Genomic DNA, 18694 nt, shown 5'->3' on the forward strand with positions numbered 1-18694 from the left:
ATCACTCCTCCTGAAGCCCTTCGCGAACACGACGAAGCAAGGCGCGGCACTCGACCGCATGCTCTGCCAGGGCATCATCGCCGCGGGCGCGAGCGCCAGCGGCGAGTTCGAGCAGTGCAGTTTGCGCCGCATCCGTCAGCAATGCAGGGTACTCGCCCACCACCGCTGCCAGGGCGTCGGCTTCACCGCCAGCGCGCAGCAGGGCGTGGATCGCCTGATACAACCCTTCCTCTCCGGTCATTTCGGTGCGCAGGCAGGTAAGTGCGTCACGTCGGAGTTCAATCACCTGCGCCAGATGTTCGTTTCCTTCGTCCAATGCACTCTCGACCCGTCCTGCCAGTTCATCATCGACCCACGGCTCGAGCAGCGCCGGGTAGGTCGAGACGGTTTCGCGCAAAGCGTGTGGACTATCAGCGCGCAGGAATGCTTCATACGCCTGTTCTGCCAGGCGGTGTTCACCCGTCGTCGATCCGGATGGATGGGGAGGAGAGGCGGCATATGCATCATTCTGGCGTTCAGCGGGCATCGCGCTGGCGCGGAAATCGTGCAACAGCGCGCGAACCTCCATCAGCGCGCGGGCAATATCATGATCCCCCTGCGTATGCGCCGCAGCGATGAGGTGTTCGATGAGCGCATCGGCATCAGGTGTTCGTATCTCCGGATGGCGCTCGATGATTGCAACTGCTTCCGCGGGAGTATCGGCGGCGAGCAACGCTTCAATCGTGCCAATCATCGAATCGGCTGTCAGAGACGTCGGTCGGATGTCATCGACTGGAGGGGGAGGCGATGGTTCTGTCGTGCGTTCCATCGCTTCCGACGCTCGCGGAGCGAACCGTCGTCCACGGCGCAGCATTGCGCGACGCACACCACTGGCTTCGACTTCTACCTGCACATCGCTGAGATACGGCAGGCGCCGCTCCTCGGGAAGACTGCCAATCAGCACGTACAGCAGTTCCTGCGCCCGTTCACGCCACACATGCTCCGGTGCATCGGCTGGCGCCGCAAAATAGACGCGCCGACCCCCCGGATCGTGTACCAGGAGCGGACCGCCGGCGTCCGCCTGGTGACCGCACTGCGGGCATGTGACCACATTCAACGCGCCCGACAGCAGCATCTCCGCCAGATCGGGGCGTTCGCCGGCATCGATGATCGTCCAGATCTCCGCCGCGAAAGGCGTGCGGCAGACAGGGCAGATCAGCGAAGCAAATTCGGCGTAAGAGATCGACATACCGGTGAACAGGCGACAGAAGCCAGGCGCTAGAAAAGAACCGGTCGCCCGAACCTCTGTCGCCTCCGTTGTCTCAACCGCAGAACGATTGACCGTCAAGCACCGGCGGATGGCGTACCTGCCGTTTCCATGGCTGGCGCGCCGGACTGTTTGGCTTTTTCTTCCTCGATCAGCACGCGGCGCAGCACCTTGCCGACCATCGTCTTGGGCAGTTCGGCGCGGAACTCCACCTCACGCGGCACCTTGTACGGTGCGAGTTGCTGCTTGCAGTACTCGCGGATCTCGTCGGCAGTCGCCGTCTCACCTGGCTTCAACACAATGAACGCCTTGATCGTATCGTCGCCGCGAGCTGGATTGGGAATACCGACAACCACTGCTTCGAGCACTTTGGGATGCGTGAAGAGCACTTCCTCGACATCGCGCGGCAGGACTTTGTATCCCGACGCGATCATCATATCCTTCTTGCGATCCACGATATAGAAGTACCCTTCCTCATCGACCTTGCAAATATCGCCGGTGCGCAGCCAGCCATCGGGCGTAAACGTGGCTTCCGTTTCTTCAGGGCGATTCCAGTACCCCTTCATCACCATCGGACCCTTGACGACCAGTTCGCCCTCTTTGTCGGATCCGAACGGAATATCCTCACCTGTTTCCAGATCGATGATCTTGGCATCAACATCCGGCAGCGGGATGCCGATCGACCCCTTCTTGCGCTTGCCGAACACCGGGTTGCAGTGTGAAACCGGCGAAAGTTCAGTCATACCGAAGCCCTCCACCAGGCGTCCGCCGGTGATCTGACCGAACTTCTCCTGAATTTCAATCGGCAGCGGCGCGGAACCGCTGATACAGGCTTTGATCGACTTCAGGTCGTACTCATTGATGCGCGGATGATTGACGATGCGGATGTACATCGCCGGGACGCCGGGAAAGAGCGTTGAGCGCTCGCGCTGCATCACGTCCATCACGTGGTCGAGTTCACGCGGGTTGGGCACAATCGTCAACTCACCACCCAGGTACAGACCGTAGATCATCGCCACTGTCATGCCATATACGTGGAAGAACGGAATGGCACACATCATCTTCTCGGCGCCGTAATCCGTCTTCGTCAGCCACGAAGCCACCTGTACCGTATTTGCCACCAGATTGCGGTGGGTGAGCATTGCCGCTTTGGGCAGACCAGTGGTGCCGCCGGTGTACTGAAGCAGGGCAATATCTTCCGGGAGCACCTCGACGGCGGGCGGATTCGGTCCGTAGCGTTCGAGCAGATGCTGGAACAGATACACGCTGGAGTCGCGCGAGACATCGACCCAATCCGGCTGCTTACTCTGTTTGGCGTGCACCAGGAAGCGTGACAGCGGACCGAGCGTATCGTAGATATGGGCGACAATGACGCGCTTGACCGGCGTTTCGCTGCGGATCTCCTGCAGGCGGGGGTAGAACAGGTTCAGCAGCACGATCGTTTCTGAACCGCTATCGACGAGTTGATGCTTCAGTTCACGGGCGGTGTACGTTGGATTGTTGTTGACGATAATGGCGCCGATGCGCATTGCCGCGAAGAACGCAATAACGTAGTGCGGCGAGTTGGGCAACATCAGCGCGACGCGGTCGCCTTTCCGAACCCCCAGTTGATAGAGAGCATTGGCAAAGCGGTCGACCATCTCGCTGAGCTTCTGGTACGTCATCTTCCCGCCAACGGTGTACAGACCGCGCGCCAGGTAGCTCAGCACAAAATTCGTGGCGGTGTTATACGGATACTTCCTCGTACTCTCTGCCAGAAAGTGGTTCAGGGTGACGTTGGGGATTTCGACAGAACGCGGCACATTCGGCTCATAACTCGCGAACCAGGGTCGATCCATGTTGTTGTTCATCATTCATGCTCCTTTGCATGGCGTCAGGCGGCGCACCAGACCCCACGAAATCACACAATCCCTTCACATGAGCGCCGTCGAGCGAACATCCATCACGCTACGCTGCCAGCCAGCGCGCCAGATCACACAAACGACACATCCCTTCATCCACCTCAGCGCCGTCAAACGAACATCCATCCTGCGCTGCTGCCAGGTGCGGTCGCCTGGCAGCGCTGACGCATCCCTGATGAAAATCCGCGACGTCAGACGTCGTCGCGCAGCCAGCCGCGCTCACGCGCGATGAACTTAATTGTGGCATCGTCGGGCGGGTAGAGACCGGCAGCCTGATAGGCGTATGCCAGCAACGCTGCACCGCCAATCATGCCGATGCCCAGACCGATAAGAAATGCTAGTGCGCCCACAACGTTGCGCATGGTCGGAACTCCTCTCGCAGTCCAATCTTTCCCCTGCACGTCTGAAAACAGGTGCAACGGTATGATACCGCACAGCGCGCCATTGCGTCAACTCTCTTTCGGACGCGGCGCGTCATTGTGTGTTGATGGCGTGCTGCTGTGCTATAATGGACATGTACTCGATCCCGACTCACTGGAGAGTCGACGATGCACAGAACAGGCGCCAGCGCCGCTATTCCCGATCTCCCGATCCCAACCGGCGCATCTTCTCCACGAGGACGGGTTATCGCCCCCATAGATGGTGAAAGTGGAGGTGCGTCATGCTTGCCAGAGCCTATGTGCTGATCGAAGTCGAAGCCGGTCAGGTCGGTTCGGTGCTTGCTACCCTGCGCTCGATTAAGGGCATCACGCTCGCCGATCCGGTCACCGGTCCATACGATGTGATCGTGACGATCGAAGTGCCAGACCAGCGCGATATCGGGCGCCTGGTGATGAATGAACTGCATGGCATTCCAGGGATCAAGCGCACCGTGACGTGCCTGGCGATCTAACGCACAGGTCGCATACGGTTCAGTTTGCCGGAGGGCGCCGGGAGAGGCGGTCTTCCCGTTCAGGGGAAATGGATGTCTGCACCTGTTCGATGTGCGGTTCGATAGGGTGGTACTGTGCCCCGGCTCAACGGAAAACCAGAGTTTGCCGTCATTGGTCTTGGACGGTTTGGCAGCAGCCTGGCGCTTACGCTGGCAGAACGCGGGTTTAGCGTGCTGGGCATTGATCGCGACCGCTCCATCGTGCAGGCGCTCGCCGACCGGTTGACGCAAACTGTTGCGCTCGATTCGACTGATGAGCAGGCGCTGCGTGCGGTCGATATCCCTTCGTTCGATACGGTCGTCGTCGCTATCGGATCGAATTTCGAGGCGAACCTGCTGACGACGGTCGCGGTCAAGTCGCTCGGCGTGCCACACGTTATCTGCAAGGCGACGACAGATCGCCAGCGGACGATTCTGTTGCGGGTTGGCGCCGATCGTGTCATCCTGCCGGAACACGAGGCGGGTTGTCGTCTGGCGCAGGAACTCGCCGCTCCTGGCATGGTTGATCAAATTGCGCTGGGTGTCGAGCATAGCATTACCGAGTTGCGCGTTCCGTCGTCGTTCGTCGGGCATACGTTGCGCGAATGCGATTTACGCCGCCGCTACGGGGTGACGGTGCTGGCAGTCAAGCGCGGCGAACATCTGACCGTCTTCCCCGCGCCGGATTTTACCTTTGCGTCGGGCGATCTGCTGGCGGTCATTGGTGAGAACAGCAGCATCACACGCATCGCTGAACTGAAATGAGGCTTGCGCCACGTCCATCGGTGCGCTCACCCGCCCGACCGCGTCCTATGCCCGCTGCCCTGCGGCTGGTCATTGGTCTGGCAGTGCTGGTAGCTGCCGGCACGTCGATCCTCATGCTGCCGTGGATGGGCACAGAACGCCCACTTACCTGGAACGAAGCCCTGTTTACTGCGGTCTCGGCACTGAGCGTCACCGGTCTTTCGATCATTACTCCCGTCCATGATCTCAGTCTTGCCGGTCAGATTGTGCTGCTGCTGCTGATCCAGATCGGCGGCGTCGGCTTTATGGTCGTGGCAGTGATCGTCTTTCAGGTGCTGGGACGACGCATTACGCTGACCGATCGCCTGGCGCTGACCGACTCGATGGGATTGCTGGTTCCGGGCGCGATTGTGCAACTGGTGCGGCGCGTCTTGCTGACAGTGCTGCTGCTCGAAGCGATTGGCGCAGCCCTGCTCTGGATCCACTGGCGCGATATGCTGGGACCGGAGCGCGCCCTGCTGTATGCTATCTTTCACGCTGTTTCGGCATTTTGCAATGCCGGTTTCGACCTGTTCACCGGTTTGCCAGACTACCCTTACGGTATTCCGAATGATAGCATCACGCTGGCAATCCTGGGATCACTGATTTTCCTCGGTGGGTTGGGCATCCCGGTGCTGGCGGAATTGCTCACCTTCTGGCGTATACGATTTTCGCTCCACACACGCATTACGTTGACAGTCGTCATTATTCTGGTTTCAATTGGTGCAGGAGGATTGTTCCTGACAGAACAGCAATCCGGTCATCTTCTGGAACGCGAGCCGCTCGACCGTCAGATTGCACTCGCACTGTTTCAGTCGATTTCAACCCGAACTGCTGGCTTCAGTGCACTCCAACCACTCGATGAACTGTCGCCTGCCGGTCGATTGCTGACCATTGTCCTGATGTTTATCGGTTGTGCGCCAGCATCGATGGGCGGCGGCATCACCACCGGCACCTTCGCCGTTCTCATGCTGGCGGTTGGCGCCTATGCGCGCGGTCTGGCGTCACCGCAGATCGGCGGGCGCACCCTGGCGCCGCAAACGGTGCGCAAAGCCGCCGCTATTCTGACCGTTTCGCTGCTGGTGGTGCTGACGGCGACCTGGTTGATCCTGGCGACGCACGAAGCAACGCTCGATGATGCCCTGTTCGAGGTCGTGTCGGCGTTCGCTACCTGTGGTCTGTCGTTGACATTGACCAGCGAGTTAAACCTGTTCGGTCAACTGGTGATTTGTGTGATGATGTTCTGGGGACGCCTGGGTGCGTTGACGCTCGTGGTGGCGCTGGCAAACCAGCGTCCGCAACTGGTGGCGTACCCCGAAGAACAGGTGTTGATCGGATGAAGGTTGATCCACTGCTACGTAGAGAAGACGAAGGCGTTGAGCAGCAGGGTCAGTCCGATCAACAGCAGCGAGGTGATTGCTACCGCAATGGCCTGTGCAACACTCAGCGGCAGCGACTGGAGCGATGGTTGAGCGGCAATGCGCGTATTCTCCGTTGATTGAAGCATACGTTCCCCTCCTGTTTTCTTTTTTCGTTTTATATAGCATAGCAATCATCCTGCGGCAGCGAAAGAGAACGGCATCCCGCTCGATACGGGAAAAAATACCCGTTGTGCATTGTTACGCACATGGCTCTTAAGGGTCACCGAAGCGTAACGCCACCAAATGCTCTGTGCGGTACCATGCCAGATCGTAAGCCCGGAAGCGTGCATCGGTATGTTCGTCCGATGCAGGAGTGACAGTGATGGAACGGTCGGTATTCATTGCCGCTGGACTGTTTGTTCTGTCGGTTGTTTCAGGCATGCTGGGATTGGGCGTCGCTTTTGCTGCGGTGCCATTTCTCGGCTTATTTATGAACGACCTGGTTCACGAAGTGCAGCCGTTGAGCCTGTTTTTGAATGGGGTCACTGCTTTATTCTCTGCATTTGGTTTCGCACGCAGTCGTCTGGTGGCATGGCGGGAAGCGCTATTGCTGGCGCTGGTCACAACGCTGTTTGCGCCGCTGGGATCCTGGATGGCGCAGTTTACCGCACAGTCGTGGCTGTGGGGACTGTACCTGCTGGCGGTGCTCTATCTTGCCTGGCGCATGTTTCAACCAGAGAAAGGAAATCGCCCTGCCGACAGTGATACCGTAACGCCGCGTCGCTTTTCGCTTGCGCTTCTCCTCGCCATCCCGATCTCGATCCTGGCAGGTTTGCTGGGGGTTGGTCCAGGATTCCTGTTGATGCCGACGCTGATCATCGCAGGTTTTGCACCCAAGCGAGCTGCGGGGATCAATGCAGTCGCCGTCACACCGCCGTCGTTCTCGGCGCTTGTACCGCACCTTTCGACCATGGTGATCGACATGCGCCTGGCTGCCATCCTGGTCGTTGTGGGTGCAACTGGAGCATTCATCGGCGCCCGGCTCACCAGCCGATTCGTCTCAGGTCCGCGGCTCAAGCAGGTGTTTGCCGTGCTGATTGTGGTGGTGACGGCGTATAAACTGGCGACGCTTGTGCAATAGCAGGCGCAGGATGCACCTTCTGCAACGGTGAGCCAGGGATTGCCGCAGATCGATCATGGTTCTGTGCGTTGGCTGCCTGTGCGCTGGCGGATGTAGGTCAATGGCGGCGTCCCAAAATGTTGCCGGAACACCCGGCTGAAGTGGCTGAGATCGTGAAATCCCCATCGTGTAGCAACGTCACGAAGACAACCCCGATCACCGCCACGTAGCAGCAACTCGCTGCGGATCGCTTCCAGGCGGCGGATCATGATCCACTGAGCGACGGTTGTGCCAGTAGCAGTGAAGAGGGAGTGCAGGTAGCGGACTGAAATGCCGAAACTGCTGGCGATGGTGCGCGGACAGAGTTGATCGTCGTCGAGATAGCGTTCGATATAGGCATAGATCGCGTTGAGTAATTCACGGCGATGAGCGGACAGGCCGACACGAACCGTCTGCTCGCTGCGAAGCCATACAACAATCGCGTCAAAGGCGCAATCGCCCAGGATCTGGCGTTGTTCTTGGCTCAACAACGGCGCCTGGGCGATGAGGACAACCAGCAGAGTAAAGCAAATTGCTCCGCTCCCCTGAGCGAAGGACAGGGGTCGTCGGTCGAGATTTGCGATGCTGCCAAGCCGTGCTATGAGCGCCTCTGCCGGAAGTCGAACGATGAGTGCGCGACCAGGAGCACGTGGCGTAACGACGAATGTAGCGCTTTCTCGCCATAGCCGTGCTGTGCCGGGGATCAATGTATTGCTCTGTGGTGGCAAAGCATCGGTTGGGTCCCCTGCCTCAAACCGGTTGGGCGACTGGCGGAGCGGTTCAACCAGGGGCATCTGAGGCAATCTGGCTGGCGTCTCACCGACGTGATCCGCATCACCGCACCTGACGTGCAGCGAAGATGATGCGATTGGCCTCTCTCCTATCGGTTTGTTGTGGATGGATAACTGAGGTTGTTCATTCCCGCTGTGCGCAGGATCTGGGATTCTGGCGAGTGTGGTTGCGTCCTGTCCTGCGATAGTAATATCTACTGTGCCGCCATCAGCCAGCACGAGTGTCAGGTGCTGTTCGGATGCCAGCGTGGGCGCGAACTGCACCGCTTTCTCCTGCCTTGTCAGTTCAACAGCCCCGTAGCGCCACAGGGCAGGCTCCACAACGTTGTGTCGCTCCACGTCGTATCCCTAATGCTGACCATCTGTTTGCGCTGGCGGAGTGTTCGCAAACAGGCAAGAAACAGTTCGCTCTCAGTCATCCATGGTGGAGGGATTTCCACCATAATACCATATATCTCCGCCTTCCTGAGTGGCATATCCCGCGCGGTGAGCAAAGGAGCGCACAGCATGAGCAACGGCATGGGGAACCGTCCGCGCATCCTGGCGATTGATGCCGGGGGCACAATGACCGACACCTTCATCATTAATGAACGTGGCGAGTTTGTCGTTGGCAAGGCCCAAACCACCCCGTATGATGAGTCGATTGGCTTCCTCAACTCGGCGCGTGATGCGCTGCACTACTGGGGGATGGGGGTTGAAGAAGCCTTCAGTGCTATGGTCAGCGGGATCTATTCAGGTACCGCGATGCTCAATCGCCTGCTCGAACGCAAAGGTCGCACCGTCGGTCTGATCGTCACCGCTGGCATGGAAGACTACCTGCGCATGGAACGGGCTATTCAAACCTATCTTGGCTACTCCTACTCAGATCGCCTGCACATTGTGACCCACCATCACAACCCGCCGCTTGTGCCACGCAAGCGAATCTTTGGCGTGCGTGAGCGGGTTGATGTGTTCGGCAAGGTTGCCATTCCGCTGTACGAACACGAAGCGCGCGCGGCGGCGGAGCAGTTGCTGGCAATGGGGGTGGATTCGATCGTGGTTAATTTCATCTACTCCTTCAAAAATCCTGCCCACGAGCAGCGCGTGCGTGAGATCGCTGAGGAGGTGATGGCTGCAGAAGGACGGCAAGTCCCGATCTATCTGTCATCAGAACTGTACCCCCTGCGGGCCGATTTTCCGCGACTGAACGCAACGCTCCTCGAAGCCTACGCAGCCGAGCCTTCACGTGAGCAGTTGCAGCGGGTGCGTCAGGTCACGCGCGATCACGGCGCCCGGTTTGATCTGCGGGTGATGGCCAGCCACGGCGGCACGATATCAATCGATGCGCGCGAACTGGCGCGCACACTCATCTCTGGACCAATTGGCGGAGTGATCGGTGCGAAGTACCTGGCGGAGCGGATCGGTGTGCATAACGTCGCCTGCACCGATATCGGCGGCACATCGTTCGATATTGCGCTGATTACCGATGGCGAATTCCAGATCAAGAATGTGCCAGACGTTGCGCGCTTTCTGTTGAACATTCCTCTCGTGCAGATTGACTCAGTTGGCGCAGGCACCGGCTCATTTGTGCGGGTCAATCCGGGCAACCGGCGGATCGAGATCGGTCCTGACAGCGCCGGGGCGCGAGTAGGGATGTGCTATCCCGAAGGCGGCGTGGATACGGTGACGATTACGGATTGCAATGTGGTGCTAGGCTACCTCAACCCGGACAACTTCCTTGGCGGCGAAATCAAGCTTGACCGCCAGCGTGCAATCGCAGCAGTGCGCCAACAGATTGCCGAACCTCTTGGTCTTGATGTGTACGCCGCAGCGTCCGGCGTGGTGGAATTGTTCGAGGATAGCCTGAAGAATAACCTGCTGGGACGCATTATTGGGAAAGGGTATGGACCCGAAAATTACACGCTGCTCTCCTATGGCGGGGGAGGACCGCTGCACGTAGGCGGATACTCTGCGGGTCTCAACTTTGAAGATGTGCTCATCCCTTCCTGGGCGCCCGGCTTTTCCGCCTTTGGGTGCGCCTGTGGCGACTTTGAGTATCGCTACGATCGCTCAATTGACCTGCCGATCTTCCCTGGCATCGACGATGCAACCCGAATGCAACTAGGCAATGCAATCAATGCTGCGTGGGACGCTCTGGCGGATCAGGTGGCTGCCGAGTTTGCCAAGAGCGGTATTCCGCGCGAGCAGATCCGCTTTAAGCCAGCGATTCGCATGCAGTACTACGGGCAACTCAACGATCTGGAGTTTCGCTCGCCGGTTCAGCGGATCGAGGAACCGGGCGACATTTTGCAACTGGTGCGTGCATTCGAAGATCTCTACGCCAAGATCTACTACAACGCTGCGCGCACACCCCAATTTGGCTACCTGGCGACGCGGGCGATCATGACCGGCTCGGTGGATGTGGAGAAGCCTGCTCTGCCGCATCGCGTCGAGACCGGGCCTGATCCCGATCCGGAAGCTCAGGTTGGCATGCGTGATGTCTACTGGAAAGGATCCTGGATTTCAACGCCGATCTTTGCTATGGACCGGCTGCACGCCGGCAACCGGATCGTCGGTCCGGCGATTATCGAAGCGCCCGCCTGTACTCTGGTGGTTCCGCCTGATCGATGGGTATGGCTCGATCGGAACGATATATTCCATATGCGGAAGGTGTGACGTGCAGGATACGCGCAGGTTCTTGCAATGTTGTCGAGGGAGACACGACTCATGACTGCTACAACTGAGATCGCCCGTGCCGGAATTGGTTGGGGGGGGCGTCCACTCCGTGCGATGCTGGAGGAGAGTGAGCGCCTTTTCGCAGAGACCGGTCGTTACTATGGCATCGAGCGCCTGACGCTCAAGGAAGAGGATCCGATTCGCTATGAAAAACTCTTCTCGCGCCTACGTGGGGGTATGGTGAATGCACGCGAGACAGCGTTGAACATCTCGGCATCACCGATTGTCCGTGAGATCGGTGAGTTGTGCTTTGCGCTCTACACACCCGAAGGTGACAGTATTACACTCTCGACCGGCATCATGGTTCACGTGCATACTATGTCTGATGCCATCAAGTGGATGATTCGCAACAACTACGAAGAAAATCCGGGCATCGAAGATGGTGATATCTTCTGTAACAACGATGCTTTCGTCGGGGATGTCCATAATGCTGATGTGCAGGACATCCTGCCGATCTTCTGGGAAGGTGAACTGATCGGTTGGGCTGCCGGGGTGACCCACGTCATTGACGTGGGAGCGCCATTACCCTCCGGCATGCCGATGGGTCCGATCCATCGCTACGAGGATGGCTTTATGCTCTCGGCGCAGAAGGTTGGCTCGAAGAACCGCCTGCACCGCGATTACGAGTTGCGCTGCCAGACGGCAGTAAGACTGCCCTTCTATTGGATGCTTGATCAACAGACCCGTATTGCGGGTTGCCAGATGATCAAAGAGGCGGTCCATCGCGTGATTCGTGAAGAGGGGATCGAGACCTACAAGCGCTTTATCCGTGAGGTTATCGAGGATGGACGCCGTTCTTTCATCCAGCGTGTCAGGGAGTTGACCGTTCCAGGTAAATACAGTGTGCCAAGCTTTATGGATGTGACCTTTGGCGGCGAGGCAGGTCGGTTGCCGCCAGAGGCTGCCAGAGATACGCTGATGCACGCTCCGCTGGAGGTTGAGATCGGTCCTAAAGGCGAATTCAAGGTGAGTTTTGAAGGAGCAAGCAAGTGGGGCTACCACTCGTTCAATGCTCCGCCGAGCGCCATGCAGGGCGGGTTGTGGGTTCTGCTGACCCAGACGCTGGTTCCGAATGACAAGGTCAACGATGGCGCCTACTTCGCTATTCAGAACAATCTCCCCTACGGTTCGTGGGCAAACCCCGACAATAAGTTCTGTTCGGTGAGCATTGCCTGGGTGTATCTCATCCCTGGATATTCGGGGATCTTTCGGGCGCTGAGCATGGCTTATGTGGGTCGGGGTTACCTCGAAGAGGTGATCGCCGGGCATCCCGGCACGTGGAACATGACCCAGGGCGGCGGTCCTAACCACTACGGACAGCAAGGCGGTTGGACTAACTTCGAGATGAGTTCGTGCGGCACCTCGGCGCGCTATGTTATGGATGGGGAGGATACCTGCGCGGCGATGTGGAATCCCGAAGGCGACATGGGCGATGTCGAAGCCTGGGAGATTCTCGAACCGCTGCTCTACCTGGGGCGACGGATCCGTCCTAATTCCGCCGGTCCGGGCAAATTCCGCGGCGGTAGCGGTTTCGAGTCGATCCGTATGGTGTATAACACGCCCAACCAGGTACTCTACAACCTTGGTGAGGGCAATGTCTTCCTTGGAACGGGTCTCTTTGGCGGCTACCCGGCTTTTGCAGGCTATCGTCAGAGCATCAAGCGCACCGATATGGCTCGTCGCATCGCTCATCAACTCCCCTACCCGGTCAGCGATGAGGACCCTGAGAATAGCCAGATGGTGGCTCATGTCGAGGGGGTGCTGGAGCGCGACAAGCGCACCATTCATCTGCCCGATCCACACGCCGAGTATGACCTCTATCTGAGTGTGTTGCGTGGCGGCAATGGTCTTGGAGATGTGCTGGAGCGGGATCCGATGGCGGTCGTGCGTGACCTGAATGAGGGATACCTGCTGCCCCGTTTCGCTACCAGCACCTATGGCGTGGTGGCGTTCCAGAATGCTGCAGGTGAGTGGGAACTGGATGCCGAAGCCACTGCCGAACGACGTGCAGCGATGCGACGTGAGCGGATCGAGCAAAGTATGCCAGTGGAGGAGTGGATCGCTCAACAACGAGCCAGAGTCGTTCAGAAGGACTTCATCGAACCCGTGCGCCAGATGTACCAGGAGAGTATGAGTCTCAGCCCGACCTGGGCTGCGCATTTCCGCTCTTTCTGGGGTCTGGATGCTGACTGGTCGCTGTAACCATATGGAGGCGTTTTATGACGCACTATGATAAATCGACGATTGCCGATCTGGTCGATGGCAGGTTAGAATGGTCGCAACTCAAGGCGATGATGAGCAATTTCAAGGACCCTGATCGCTTCGATAAGTACATCGCCGTGTTGCAGGAACGGGTGCCGTGGGACGATCAGATCCTGCTGCCTCTCGGTCCGCACCTGTTCATTGTACGTAAGGCTGATGGAAGCATCGTCACCAAGAGTCGCAGCGGCTATGAGTTTGGTGACTACCGCCAGAACTGGAAACTCAAGGCGCGCATCCGTGTGCGTGATACTGATGCAAGTCTTCAGGAACTCTACCCGGCGATGATGCACTGCACACCGGGCTGGATGGAGTTGCGCGAGTATATTGACCCGCTTGATGGCACTCTACTCGAAGTCGAAGCAGTGCCTCCCGGCTATCCGGTGGTACATAGCTTCCAGCCCGATCTGGAGACATTCTATCGGGAGTGGTTGGGGCGCAGTCTGTAGAATCCGGGCGTGTACGATGCAATGAAGCGCTGGCGCTCGATTGCCGGGATTCACAATATGGAGCGCCTTCCCGTGGATAGACCCGGATCGTCCTGCATCTATCCACGGGCTTGCTCTTCCGGTACGAGTCGTTTCCGTGTCGTAGCCAGTATCAGGCAGTCTACTCGACGGAAGAATCGATTATGGATACTTCACTCTATACGCTCCTGGAGCGACAGGCTGCTGCCTGCGGCTCGCGCGTGTATCTCTACTGGCGTGATGAAGAGGTGAGCTACGCTGCGTTTGCCCGTCAGGTGCGCCGGGTAGCTCACGGCTTGCGTGCACTTGGCGTGGATCGTGGCGACAAAGTTGCCCTGTTGCTTGGCAACTGTCCCGAGTTCCTCAGCGTCTTCTTTGCCTGTGCGGCGCTCGGCGCGGTTGCGGTACCGATCAATCCACGTCTGAAGGCGGGAGAAGTACAGTACATCCTTCAGAACTCCGACAGCGTGGCGCTCGTTATTGCAAGCGATCTGCTGTCAATGATCGCCCCCACGCTTGGTGATTGTCCATTGTTGCGCCACGTTGTGATCGTCGGCGCTATCCCGGATATGCCCGTCAGTGTGCCGCTCCATCCCTTCAGCAGTCTCAGCGCCTCGGATGACCGTCCAATAGTTGCATCCGTCAGCCCGGACGATATTGCCAGCATCATTTATACATCCGGTACGACAGGACGCCCAAAGGGAGTTCTGCTCTCCCACGGCAATTATTTGTTCGACGTCTGGTCGTATGCCACGGCGTGCCAGATCAGTGCAGCGGATCGGTTACTCTGCATGCTGCCGCTCTTCCATGTCAACGCACAGGTTGCCAGCGTCCTCTCGGCGTTGCACCAGGGTGGCGCCCTGATTCTGCTGGAAGGCTTTTCGCCACGCGAGTTCCTGCCAGCTCTGGCACGTTACCGCGCTACCAGTTTTAGTGCTGTGCCGACGATTTATGCTATTCTGAACAATCTGCCCGACGCATCGCAGTACGACTTGAGCAATCTACGGGTGTGCATTTGTGGAGCTGCGCCGATGCCGGTAGAAGTGTTCGAGCGTTTTGAGCAGACCTATCGCGCGTTCATCCTGGAGGGGTATGGGTTGAGTGAGGGGACGTGCGTGAGTACGCTCAATCCTCTCGACGGTCGTCCACGCAAGATCGGTTCGATTGGAGTGGCGTTGCCGGGTCAAGAGGTGCGCATCGTGGACGAGCACGGCGTATCGGCACCAGCAGGGACAGTCGGTGAGATCGTCATTCGTGGACCAAACGTTATGCAGGGTTACTACAAAAATCCTGAAGCGACCGCCGCCGCCATCCGTGATGGATGGCTCTATACCGGAGATCTGGGGTTCTGCGATGCTGAGGGCTATTTCTACATCGTTGGACGCAAAAAAGAGATGATCATCCGTGGCGGTGAGAACATCTATCCCAAAGAGATCGAAGAAGTGCTTTATCGCCATCCGGCAGTGGTCGAGGCTGCTGTGGTTGGTCTGCCCGATCCGATCTGGGGAGAACAGGTGGCGGCATTTATTGTTCCCCGTCCTGACAAAGCAGTAAGCACTGAGGAGATTGCCGACTACTGTCGGGCAAACCTGGCAGACTTCAAATGTCCGCGTGTGATCGAGTTCATTGACGCCTTTCCCAAAACGGCGACGGGCAAGATCCAGAAAAACCAGTTGGTCGAGCAATACCGCCAACAATCCGGTTATGATGACACAGACCGATCTTGAGCGAGAGGTTGAGCGCCTGCGTCAGCGCGTTGCTGAGTTAGAGCGTCAGCTGGCTGCACTCAATGCGAGTGATCGTATGGAGGCGCAATACCGCCGACTGGCTGCCAACGTACCGGGAATAGTCTACCAGTTTGTGCGGCGGCCCGACGGTAGTTCCTATTTCCCCTTCGCCCCTGGCGGTGGGAGGGGCGCTTTATTCTTCCGACCGGCGAAGAAAAGTGGATCCAGGGCGCTTCGCGTCCCGAATTACAACCCAATGGCGACATTCTCTGGGATGGCTTGCTCATGGACATTACCGACCGGCGCCGTGCCGAAGAAGCGTTGCAACAGCGCATCTTCGAAGTTGCGCATTTCCACGAGCAGATCCGTGAACTCGGCATCCGCGATGGTCTGACCGGTCTATTCAAGGGACGGTATCTCGAAGGGCAACTTGCCTGTCTTTTTGCCGATCATGACTCGCATAGCACGCTGGCGGTTGCGATGCTCGACATCGATCATCTGAAAGAGATCAACGATAAGTATTCGCGTCAGATCGGCGATGTCGCGCTCCAGACTTTTGCCGATAGTTACAAGAATTATCAGCAGGTGATCCGTGCCGCCGACGACCTGATGTCTGCCGCAAAGCGCCGTGGTCGCAATCGGGTGATGATCGAGCGGTCAGGTTAGCAGTGCGCGTCGCACCGGGATCGCGCTGCTCCTCACGATTTATCCCCAAGCGGACCGGTGCCACGGCGTGGCTGCGATGGCTGAGCGCCAATGCCGCTCAGCGTATGCCGTCGCGTGTCGTAGTGCCCTCTAAGCTCATCGACCATTGTGCCTTTCCACAGCGGCGCGCCGATCATATAGGCGGCACGCCCGATCATGTGCGCGGCGACCGGCGCGGTCAGCAGCAGGAACAGGAGACCGGCAAGCGCGCGCACCGTCACTGCAATATCGGCCGCCGACACCGCCACCGACAGCAGGACGCATCCGGCACCCAGCGATGACGCCTTCGACGCTGCCGACATGCGCAGGAAAATATCCGGCATTCGCACAACGCCGATGCCTGCGACCATAAGAAGCAGCACTCCAATGAGCATCAGGATAATGCTGATGATCTCTTGAATGATGGCAATCACAGGCGTCGCTCCGCATAATACGCAAAGGCTATCGTTCCGATAAAGCCGATCAACCCCACGACCAGCGCTGCGTCGAGAAATGCCGGCTGGGCATTGATCAGCGCGTAGGTGGCAAACATCGCAATCGCAACTGTTCCCATCACATCAAGCGCCACCACGCGATCCGGCAGGGTCGGACCGCGTACCAGGCGAATGACCGGCAGCGCAACCGCGATGCTCAACAGTGGTAACGCAACCCAGAGCGCAATCGTCTGTAACATCAGTTAAACACCTCATACACCAATCGCTCGAAGCCATCTTTTATCTCACGCCGGAACTGCTCCGGGTCGCCGACGTCGATGGTGTGAACGTACAGGCAACTCCGGTCATCGGCGACATCAAGGCTCAACGTGCCCGGCGTCAGGGTGATCAGATTGGCGAGCATCGTGATCTCCGCATCGGTGCGAATGTCGAGCGGGATGGCGACAATGCCGGGGCGGATCTGCTCTTTTGGGGTGAACAGCACTGTTCTGGCCACATTGAGATTCGCCAGAATGATCTGCCACGCCACATACGCAACAAAATAGATCACCTGCGGTACTTTGGTAAAGTAACGTTCGCCCCACAATTGTCGCCGGAGTGACCAGAGAATGGCGTAACCAAGCACAAAGCCAAATGCCAGATCGCCTGGACTGAACTGTCCCGTCAGCGCGCTCCAGGCGATTGCCAGCAAAATGTTCAGCAAGAACATGCCAGTCGCTTTCTACCGTAGCGCGAGCGATGCGCTCTGCACTGCGGCGATATACGCCGAGGGATCGGCTAACTGATTGGCGGCGCCCAGCGCCAGTTCATAGAATGGCTGGGTTGCAAGACCGATCGTAACCGTCACCAGCGCCAGCCCAACTGCTGGCGCAACCATGAATCCCAGATTGCGTGTATTGGGCTGGGTCTGGATCGGCGCCTTTTTCCAGAACGCTTCAGCCCAGATTTTCATCATCGAAAAAATCGTCAGCAGGCTCACCAGGAGCGATACAGCAACGATGATATACTGTTCGACCTGCAATCCAGCCTGCACCAGTATCAACTTCGCCCAGAACCCGGAGAGCGGCGGGAAGCCAGCCAGCGAGAACGCCGGGATCAGGAACAGGATCGCCAGCCAGGGATGCGTTTTGTACACATCGCCAAGGTCTTTCAGTTCATACGAACCGCGCAGGCGATGCACAATGCCGCTGACCAGGAACAGGTTCATCTTCACGATGATGTGGTGCATGATGTAGAAGACTGCGCCTGCCAGCGCCAGGGGGGTGAACAGACCCAACCCCATGATCATGTAGCCGATCTGACTGATAATATGGAACGAGAGCACGCGACGGAACTCATTCTGCGCCACTGCCCCCAACACCCCGGTCACCATGGTCAATCCCGCCAGGATCAGGATAAGCCCGTGGGTGAGTGCGATATCCTGAACGAAGAGCAGCGAGAACACACGAATCAGCGCATAGACGCCAACTTTGGTGAGCAACCCGGCAAAGATCGCCGAAACGGCGATCGGCGGTGTGTGGTACGACGCCGGCAGCCAGGCGAATAACGGGAAAATCGCTGCTTTGATGCCGAATGCCACCAGAAAGAGCATTGCCAGGGTCAGCACGATGCCCTGATGGTTGAGCAGTGACAGTTGGAGCGACAGGTCAGCCATATTCAGGGTGCCGACGGCGCCGTACAGAATGCCCACTGCGCTTAGAAACAGCGCTGAAGAGAGCAGGTTCAGCGTGACATACTTGATCGATCCTTCGAGTTGTGCTCGCTCGCCTCCCAATGCCATCAGCACGAACGACGACATCAGCAGCACCTCGAACCAGACGTACAGGTTGAAGATGTCGCCGGTGAGAAAGGCGCCACAGATCCCCATAAACATGATGTGCAGCAATGGGTAGTAGCCAAAGCGCTCACGCGCCTCGTCCATGCTCCCCAGCGAATAGACCGCGACCGCAAGCGCCGTCAAGCCGGTGATCACGACCATGATGGCGCTGAAGAGATCGGCGACAAACGAAATGCCGAATGGCGCGGGCCAGTTGCCCAGCTGTGTCGCCTGAACGCCATGACGAGCCACGCTGTCTAGCAGTGCGAGACTGGCCGCCAGCAGCAATGCAGCGCCGACGACATTCAGGAAGCGATGAATGTCACGCCGCGACCAGAATAAGAGCATGACAATGCCGGTGATAAACGGGATAAGAACCGGCGAGACGATCAGTATATTCATAAGAGCGCCTGTGTGCAC

At 58.2% G+C, this 18694-nt stretch carries 19 protein-coding genes; 10 read left to right on the forward strand and 9 right to left on the reverse strand.

Annotation, left to right across the window (positions count from 1 at the left end; genetic code table 11):
* Position 1: 1 nt before the first annotated feature.
* The 3 genes from ROSERS_RS10765 to ROSERS_RS25550 all read right to left on the reverse strand — a co-directional run bounded on the left by ROSERS_RS10765 (position 2) and on the right by ROSERS_RS25550 (position 3509).
* Positions 2-1228 carry a CpXC domain-containing protein gene (locus ROSERS_RS10765; RefSeq protein WP_011956811.1) on the reverse strand — a complete coding sequence of 409 codons (1227 nt, stop codon included), beginning with the start codon at positions 1226-1228 and terminating at the stop codon, positions 2-4.
* Positions 1229-1323: 95 nt separating this feature from the next.
* Positions 1324-3099 carry a long-chain-fatty-acid--CoA ligase gene (locus ROSERS_RS10770; RefSeq protein ID WP_011956812.1) on the reverse strand — a complete coding sequence of 592 codons (1776 nt, stop codon included), beginning with the start codon at positions 3097-3099 and terminating at the stop codon, positions 1324-1326.
* Positions 3100-3338: 239 nt separating this feature from the next.
* Positions 3339-3509 carry a hypothetical protein gene (locus tag ROSERS_RS25550; RefSeq protein ID WP_011956813.1) on the reverse strand — a complete coding sequence of 57 codons (171 nt, stop codon included), beginning with the start codon at positions 3507-3509 and terminating at the stop codon, positions 3339-3341.
* A 61-nt stretch (positions 3510-3570) separates the two neighbouring features.
* On the opposite strand from ROSERS_RS25550, the gene ROSERS_RS26005 reads away from it, so the two are divergent.
* The 4 genes from ROSERS_RS26005 to ROSERS_RS10785 all read left to right on the forward strand — a co-directional run bounded on the left by ROSERS_RS26005 (position 3571) and on the right by ROSERS_RS10785 (position 6180).
* The gene (locus tag ROSERS_RS26005) at positions 3571-3786 is read left to right on the forward strand and encodes a hypothetical protein (RefSeq protein WP_157041035.1); all 216 of its coding nucleotides are present in this window, start codon (positions 3571-3573) and stop codon (positions 3784-3786) included.
* A gap of 22 nt (positions 3787-3808) precedes the next feature.
* On the forward strand, positions 3809-4039 hold the full coding sequence (locus ROSERS_RS10775; RefSeq protein ID WP_011956814.1) for an Lrp/AsnC ligand binding domain-containing protein: 231 nt from the start codon (positions 3809-3811) through the stop codon (positions 4037-4039).
* Positions 4040-4153: 114 nt separating this feature from the next.
* The gene (locus ROSERS_RS10780) at positions 4154-4822 is read left to right on the forward strand and encodes a potassium channel family protein (protein ID WP_011956815.1); all 669 of its coding nucleotides are present in this window, start codon (positions 4154-4156) and stop codon (positions 4820-4822) included.
* 47 nt (positions 4823-4869) lie between these two features.
* Positions 4870-6180, forward strand: coding sequence for a TrkH family potassium uptake protein (locus tag ROSERS_RS10785; protein WP_232282818.1), 1311 nt, complete (start codon positions 4870-4872; stop codon positions 6178-6180).
* Positions 6181-6194: 14 nt separating this feature from the next.
* Here ROSERS_RS10785 and ROSERS_RS26010 read toward each other — a convergent pair whose 3' ends face one another.
* Positions 6195-6347 (reverse strand): hypothetical protein, encoded by a 153-nt coding sequence (locus ROSERS_RS26010; protein ID WP_157041036.1) that lies wholly within the window; start codon positions 6345-6347, stop codon positions 6195-6197.
* A gap of 236 nt (positions 6348-6583) precedes the next feature.
* Here ROSERS_RS26010 and ROSERS_RS10790 point away from each other — a divergent pair, with 236 nt between their 5' ends.
* Positions 6584-7342, forward strand: coding sequence for a sulfite exporter TauE/SafE family protein (locus tag ROSERS_RS10790; RefSeq protein WP_011956817.1), 759 nt, complete (start codon positions 6584-6586; stop codon positions 7340-7342).
* 53 nt (positions 7343-7395) lie between these two features.
* On the opposite strand, the gene ROSERS_RS24140 is transcribed toward ROSERS_RS10790, so the two are convergent.
* Positions 7396-8154 (reverse strand): AraC family transcriptional regulator, encoded by a 759-nt coding sequence (locus ROSERS_RS24140; protein ID WP_157041037.1) that lies wholly within the window; start codon positions 8152-8154, stop codon positions 7396-7398.
* Positions 8155-8658: 504 nt separating this feature from the next.
* Here ROSERS_RS24140 and ROSERS_RS10805 point away from each other — a divergent pair.
* The 5 genes from ROSERS_RS10805 to ROSERS_RS10825 all read left to right on the forward strand — a co-directional run bounded on the left by ROSERS_RS10805 (position 8659) and on the right by ROSERS_RS10825 (position 15985).
* Positions 8659-10806 carry a hydantoinase/oxoprolinase family protein gene (locus ROSERS_RS10805; protein ID WP_011956819.1) on the forward strand — a complete coding sequence of 716 codons (2148 nt, stop codon included), beginning with the start codon at positions 8659-8661 and terminating at the stop codon, positions 10804-10806.
* A 51-nt stretch (positions 10807-10857) separates the two neighbouring features.
* Positions 10858-13068 carry a hydantoinase B/oxoprolinase family protein gene (locus ROSERS_RS10810; RefSeq protein WP_011956820.1) on the forward strand — a complete coding sequence of 737 codons (2211 nt, stop codon included), beginning with the start codon at positions 10858-10860 and terminating at the stop codon, positions 13066-13068.
* 17 nt (positions 13069-13085) lie between these two features.
* Positions 13086-13574, forward strand: a complete 489-nt coding sequence (locus tag ROSERS_RS10815) for an acetone carboxylase subunit gamma (protein ID WP_011956821.1) — start codon at positions 13086-13088, stop codon at positions 13572-13574.
* A gap of 182 nt (positions 13575-13756) precedes the next feature.
* A complete protein-coding gene (locus ROSERS_RS10820; RefSeq protein ID WP_011956822.1) occupies positions 13757-15319 on the forward strand; it encodes a class I adenylate-forming enzyme family protein in 1563 nt (520 codons plus the stop codon).
* Between the two features lie 285 nt (positions 15320-15604).
* Complete coding sequence (locus ROSERS_RS10825; RefSeq protein WP_041333498.1) at positions 15605-15985, forward strand: diguanylate cyclase; 381 nt, start codon at positions 15605-15607, stop codon at positions 15983-15985.
* A gap of 32 nt (positions 15986-16017) precedes the next feature.
* Here the strand turns inward: ROSERS_RS10825 and mnhG are convergent, their stop codons facing one another.
* Genes mnhG through ROSERS_RS10845 form a run of 4 tightly spaced genes read right to left on the reverse strand, consistent with a single transcriptional unit; the run spans position 16018 to position 18676 of the window.
* Complete coding sequence (mnhG, locus tag ROSERS_RS10830) at positions 16018-16437, reverse strand: monovalent cation/H(+) antiporter subunit G (protein ID WP_011956823.1); 420 nt, start codon at positions 16435-16437, stop codon at positions 16018-16020.
* A complete protein-coding gene (locus tag ROSERS_RS10835; protein ID WP_011956824.1) occupies positions 16434-16697 on the reverse strand; it encodes a cation:proton antiporter in 264 nt (87 codons plus the stop codon). The genes mnhG and ROSERS_RS10835 overlap by 4 nt, the downstream gene beginning before the upstream one ends.
* On the reverse strand, positions 16697-17167 hold the full coding sequence (locus tag ROSERS_RS10840) for a Na+/H+ antiporter subunit E (protein WP_011956825.1): 471 nt from the start codon (positions 17165-17167) through the stop codon (positions 16697-16699). Before ROSERS_RS10840 ends, ROSERS_RS10835 begins: the two co-directional genes overlap by 1 nt.
* Before the next feature lie 12 nt (positions 17168-17179).
* Positions 17180-18676 (reverse strand): Na+/H+ antiporter subunit D, encoded by a 1497-nt coding sequence (locus ROSERS_RS10845; protein WP_011956826.1) that lies wholly within the window; start codon positions 18674-18676, stop codon positions 17180-17182.
* Positions 18677-18694 lie beyond the last annotated feature (18 nt).

This window comes from Roseiflexus sp. RS-1 (assembly GCF_000016665.1).
GTDB lineage: Bacteria > Chloroflexota > Chloroflexia > Chloroflexales > Roseiflexaceae > Roseiflexus.

Excerpts from the sequence above, each read along its gene's own strand:
- ROSERS_RS26005 (WP_157041035.1), top strand. The coding sequence starts at position 3,571 with ATGATACCGCACAGCGCGCCATTGCGTCAACTCTCTTTCGGACGCGGC.
- ROSERS_RS10815 (WP_011956821.1), top strand. The coding sequence starts at position 13,086 with ATGACGCACTATGATAAATCGACGATTGCCGATCTGGTCGATGGCAGG.
- ROSERS_RS10840 (WP_011956825.1), bottom strand. The coding sequence starts at position 17,167 with ATGTTCTTGCTGAACATTTTGCTGGCAATCGCCTGGAGCGCGCTGACG.
- ROSERS_RS10825 (WP_041333498.1), top strand. The coding sequence starts at position 15,605 with ATGGACATTACCGACCGGCGCCGTGCCGAAGAAGCGTTGCAACAGCGC.
- ROSERS_RS10770 (WP_011956812.1), bottom strand. The coding sequence starts at position 3,099 with ATGATGAACAACAACATGGATCGACCCTGGTTCGCGAGTTATGAGCCG.
- ROSERS_RS25550 (WP_011956813.1), bottom strand. The coding sequence starts at position 3,509 with ATGCGCAACGTTGTGGGCGCACTAGCATTTCTTATCGGTCTGGGCATC.
- ROSERS_RS10810 (WP_011956820.1), top strand. The coding sequence starts at position 10,858 with ATGACTGCTACAACTGAGATCGCCCGTGCCGGAATTGGTTGGGGGGGG.
- ROSERS_RS10785 (WP_232282818.1), top strand. The coding sequence starts at position 4,870 with ATGCCCGCTGCCCTGCGGCTGGTCATTGGTCTGGCAGTGCTGGTAGCT.
- ROSERS_RS24140 (WP_157041037.1), bottom strand. The coding sequence starts at position 8,154 with ATGCCCCTGGTTGAACCGCTCCGCCAGTCGCCCAACCGGTTTGAGGCA.
- ROSERS_RS10790 (WP_011956817.1), top strand. The coding sequence starts at position 6,584 with ATGGAACGGTCGGTATTCATTGCCGCTGGACTGTTTGTTCTGTCGGTT.
- ROSERS_RS26010 (WP_157041036.1), bottom strand. The coding sequence starts at position 6,347 with ATGCTTCAATCAACGGAGAATACGCGCATTGCCGCTCAACCATCGCTC.
- ROSERS_RS10820 (WP_011956822.1), top strand. The coding sequence starts at position 13,757 with ATGGATACTTCACTCTATACGCTCCTGGAGCGACAGGCTGCTGCCTGC.
- ROSERS_RS10775 (WP_011956814.1), top strand. The coding sequence starts at position 3,809 with ATGCTTGCCAGAGCCTATGTGCTGATCGAAGTCGAAGCCGGTCAGGTC.
- ROSERS_RS10845 (WP_011956826.1), bottom strand. The coding sequence starts at position 18,676 with ATGAATATACTGATCGTCTCGCCGGTTCTTATCCCGTTTATCACCGGC.
- ROSERS_RS10805 (WP_011956819.1), top strand. The coding sequence starts at position 8,659 with ATGAGCAACGGCATGGGGAACCGTCCGCGCATCCTGGCGATTGATGCC.
- ROSERS_RS10835 (WP_011956824.1), bottom strand. The coding sequence starts at position 16,697 with ATGTTACAGACGATTGCGCTCTGGGTTGCGTTACCACTGTTGAGCATC.
- ROSERS_RS10765 (WP_011956811.1), bottom strand. The coding sequence starts at position 1,228 with ATGTCGATCTCTTACGCCGAATTTGCTTCGCTGATCTGCCCTGTCTGC.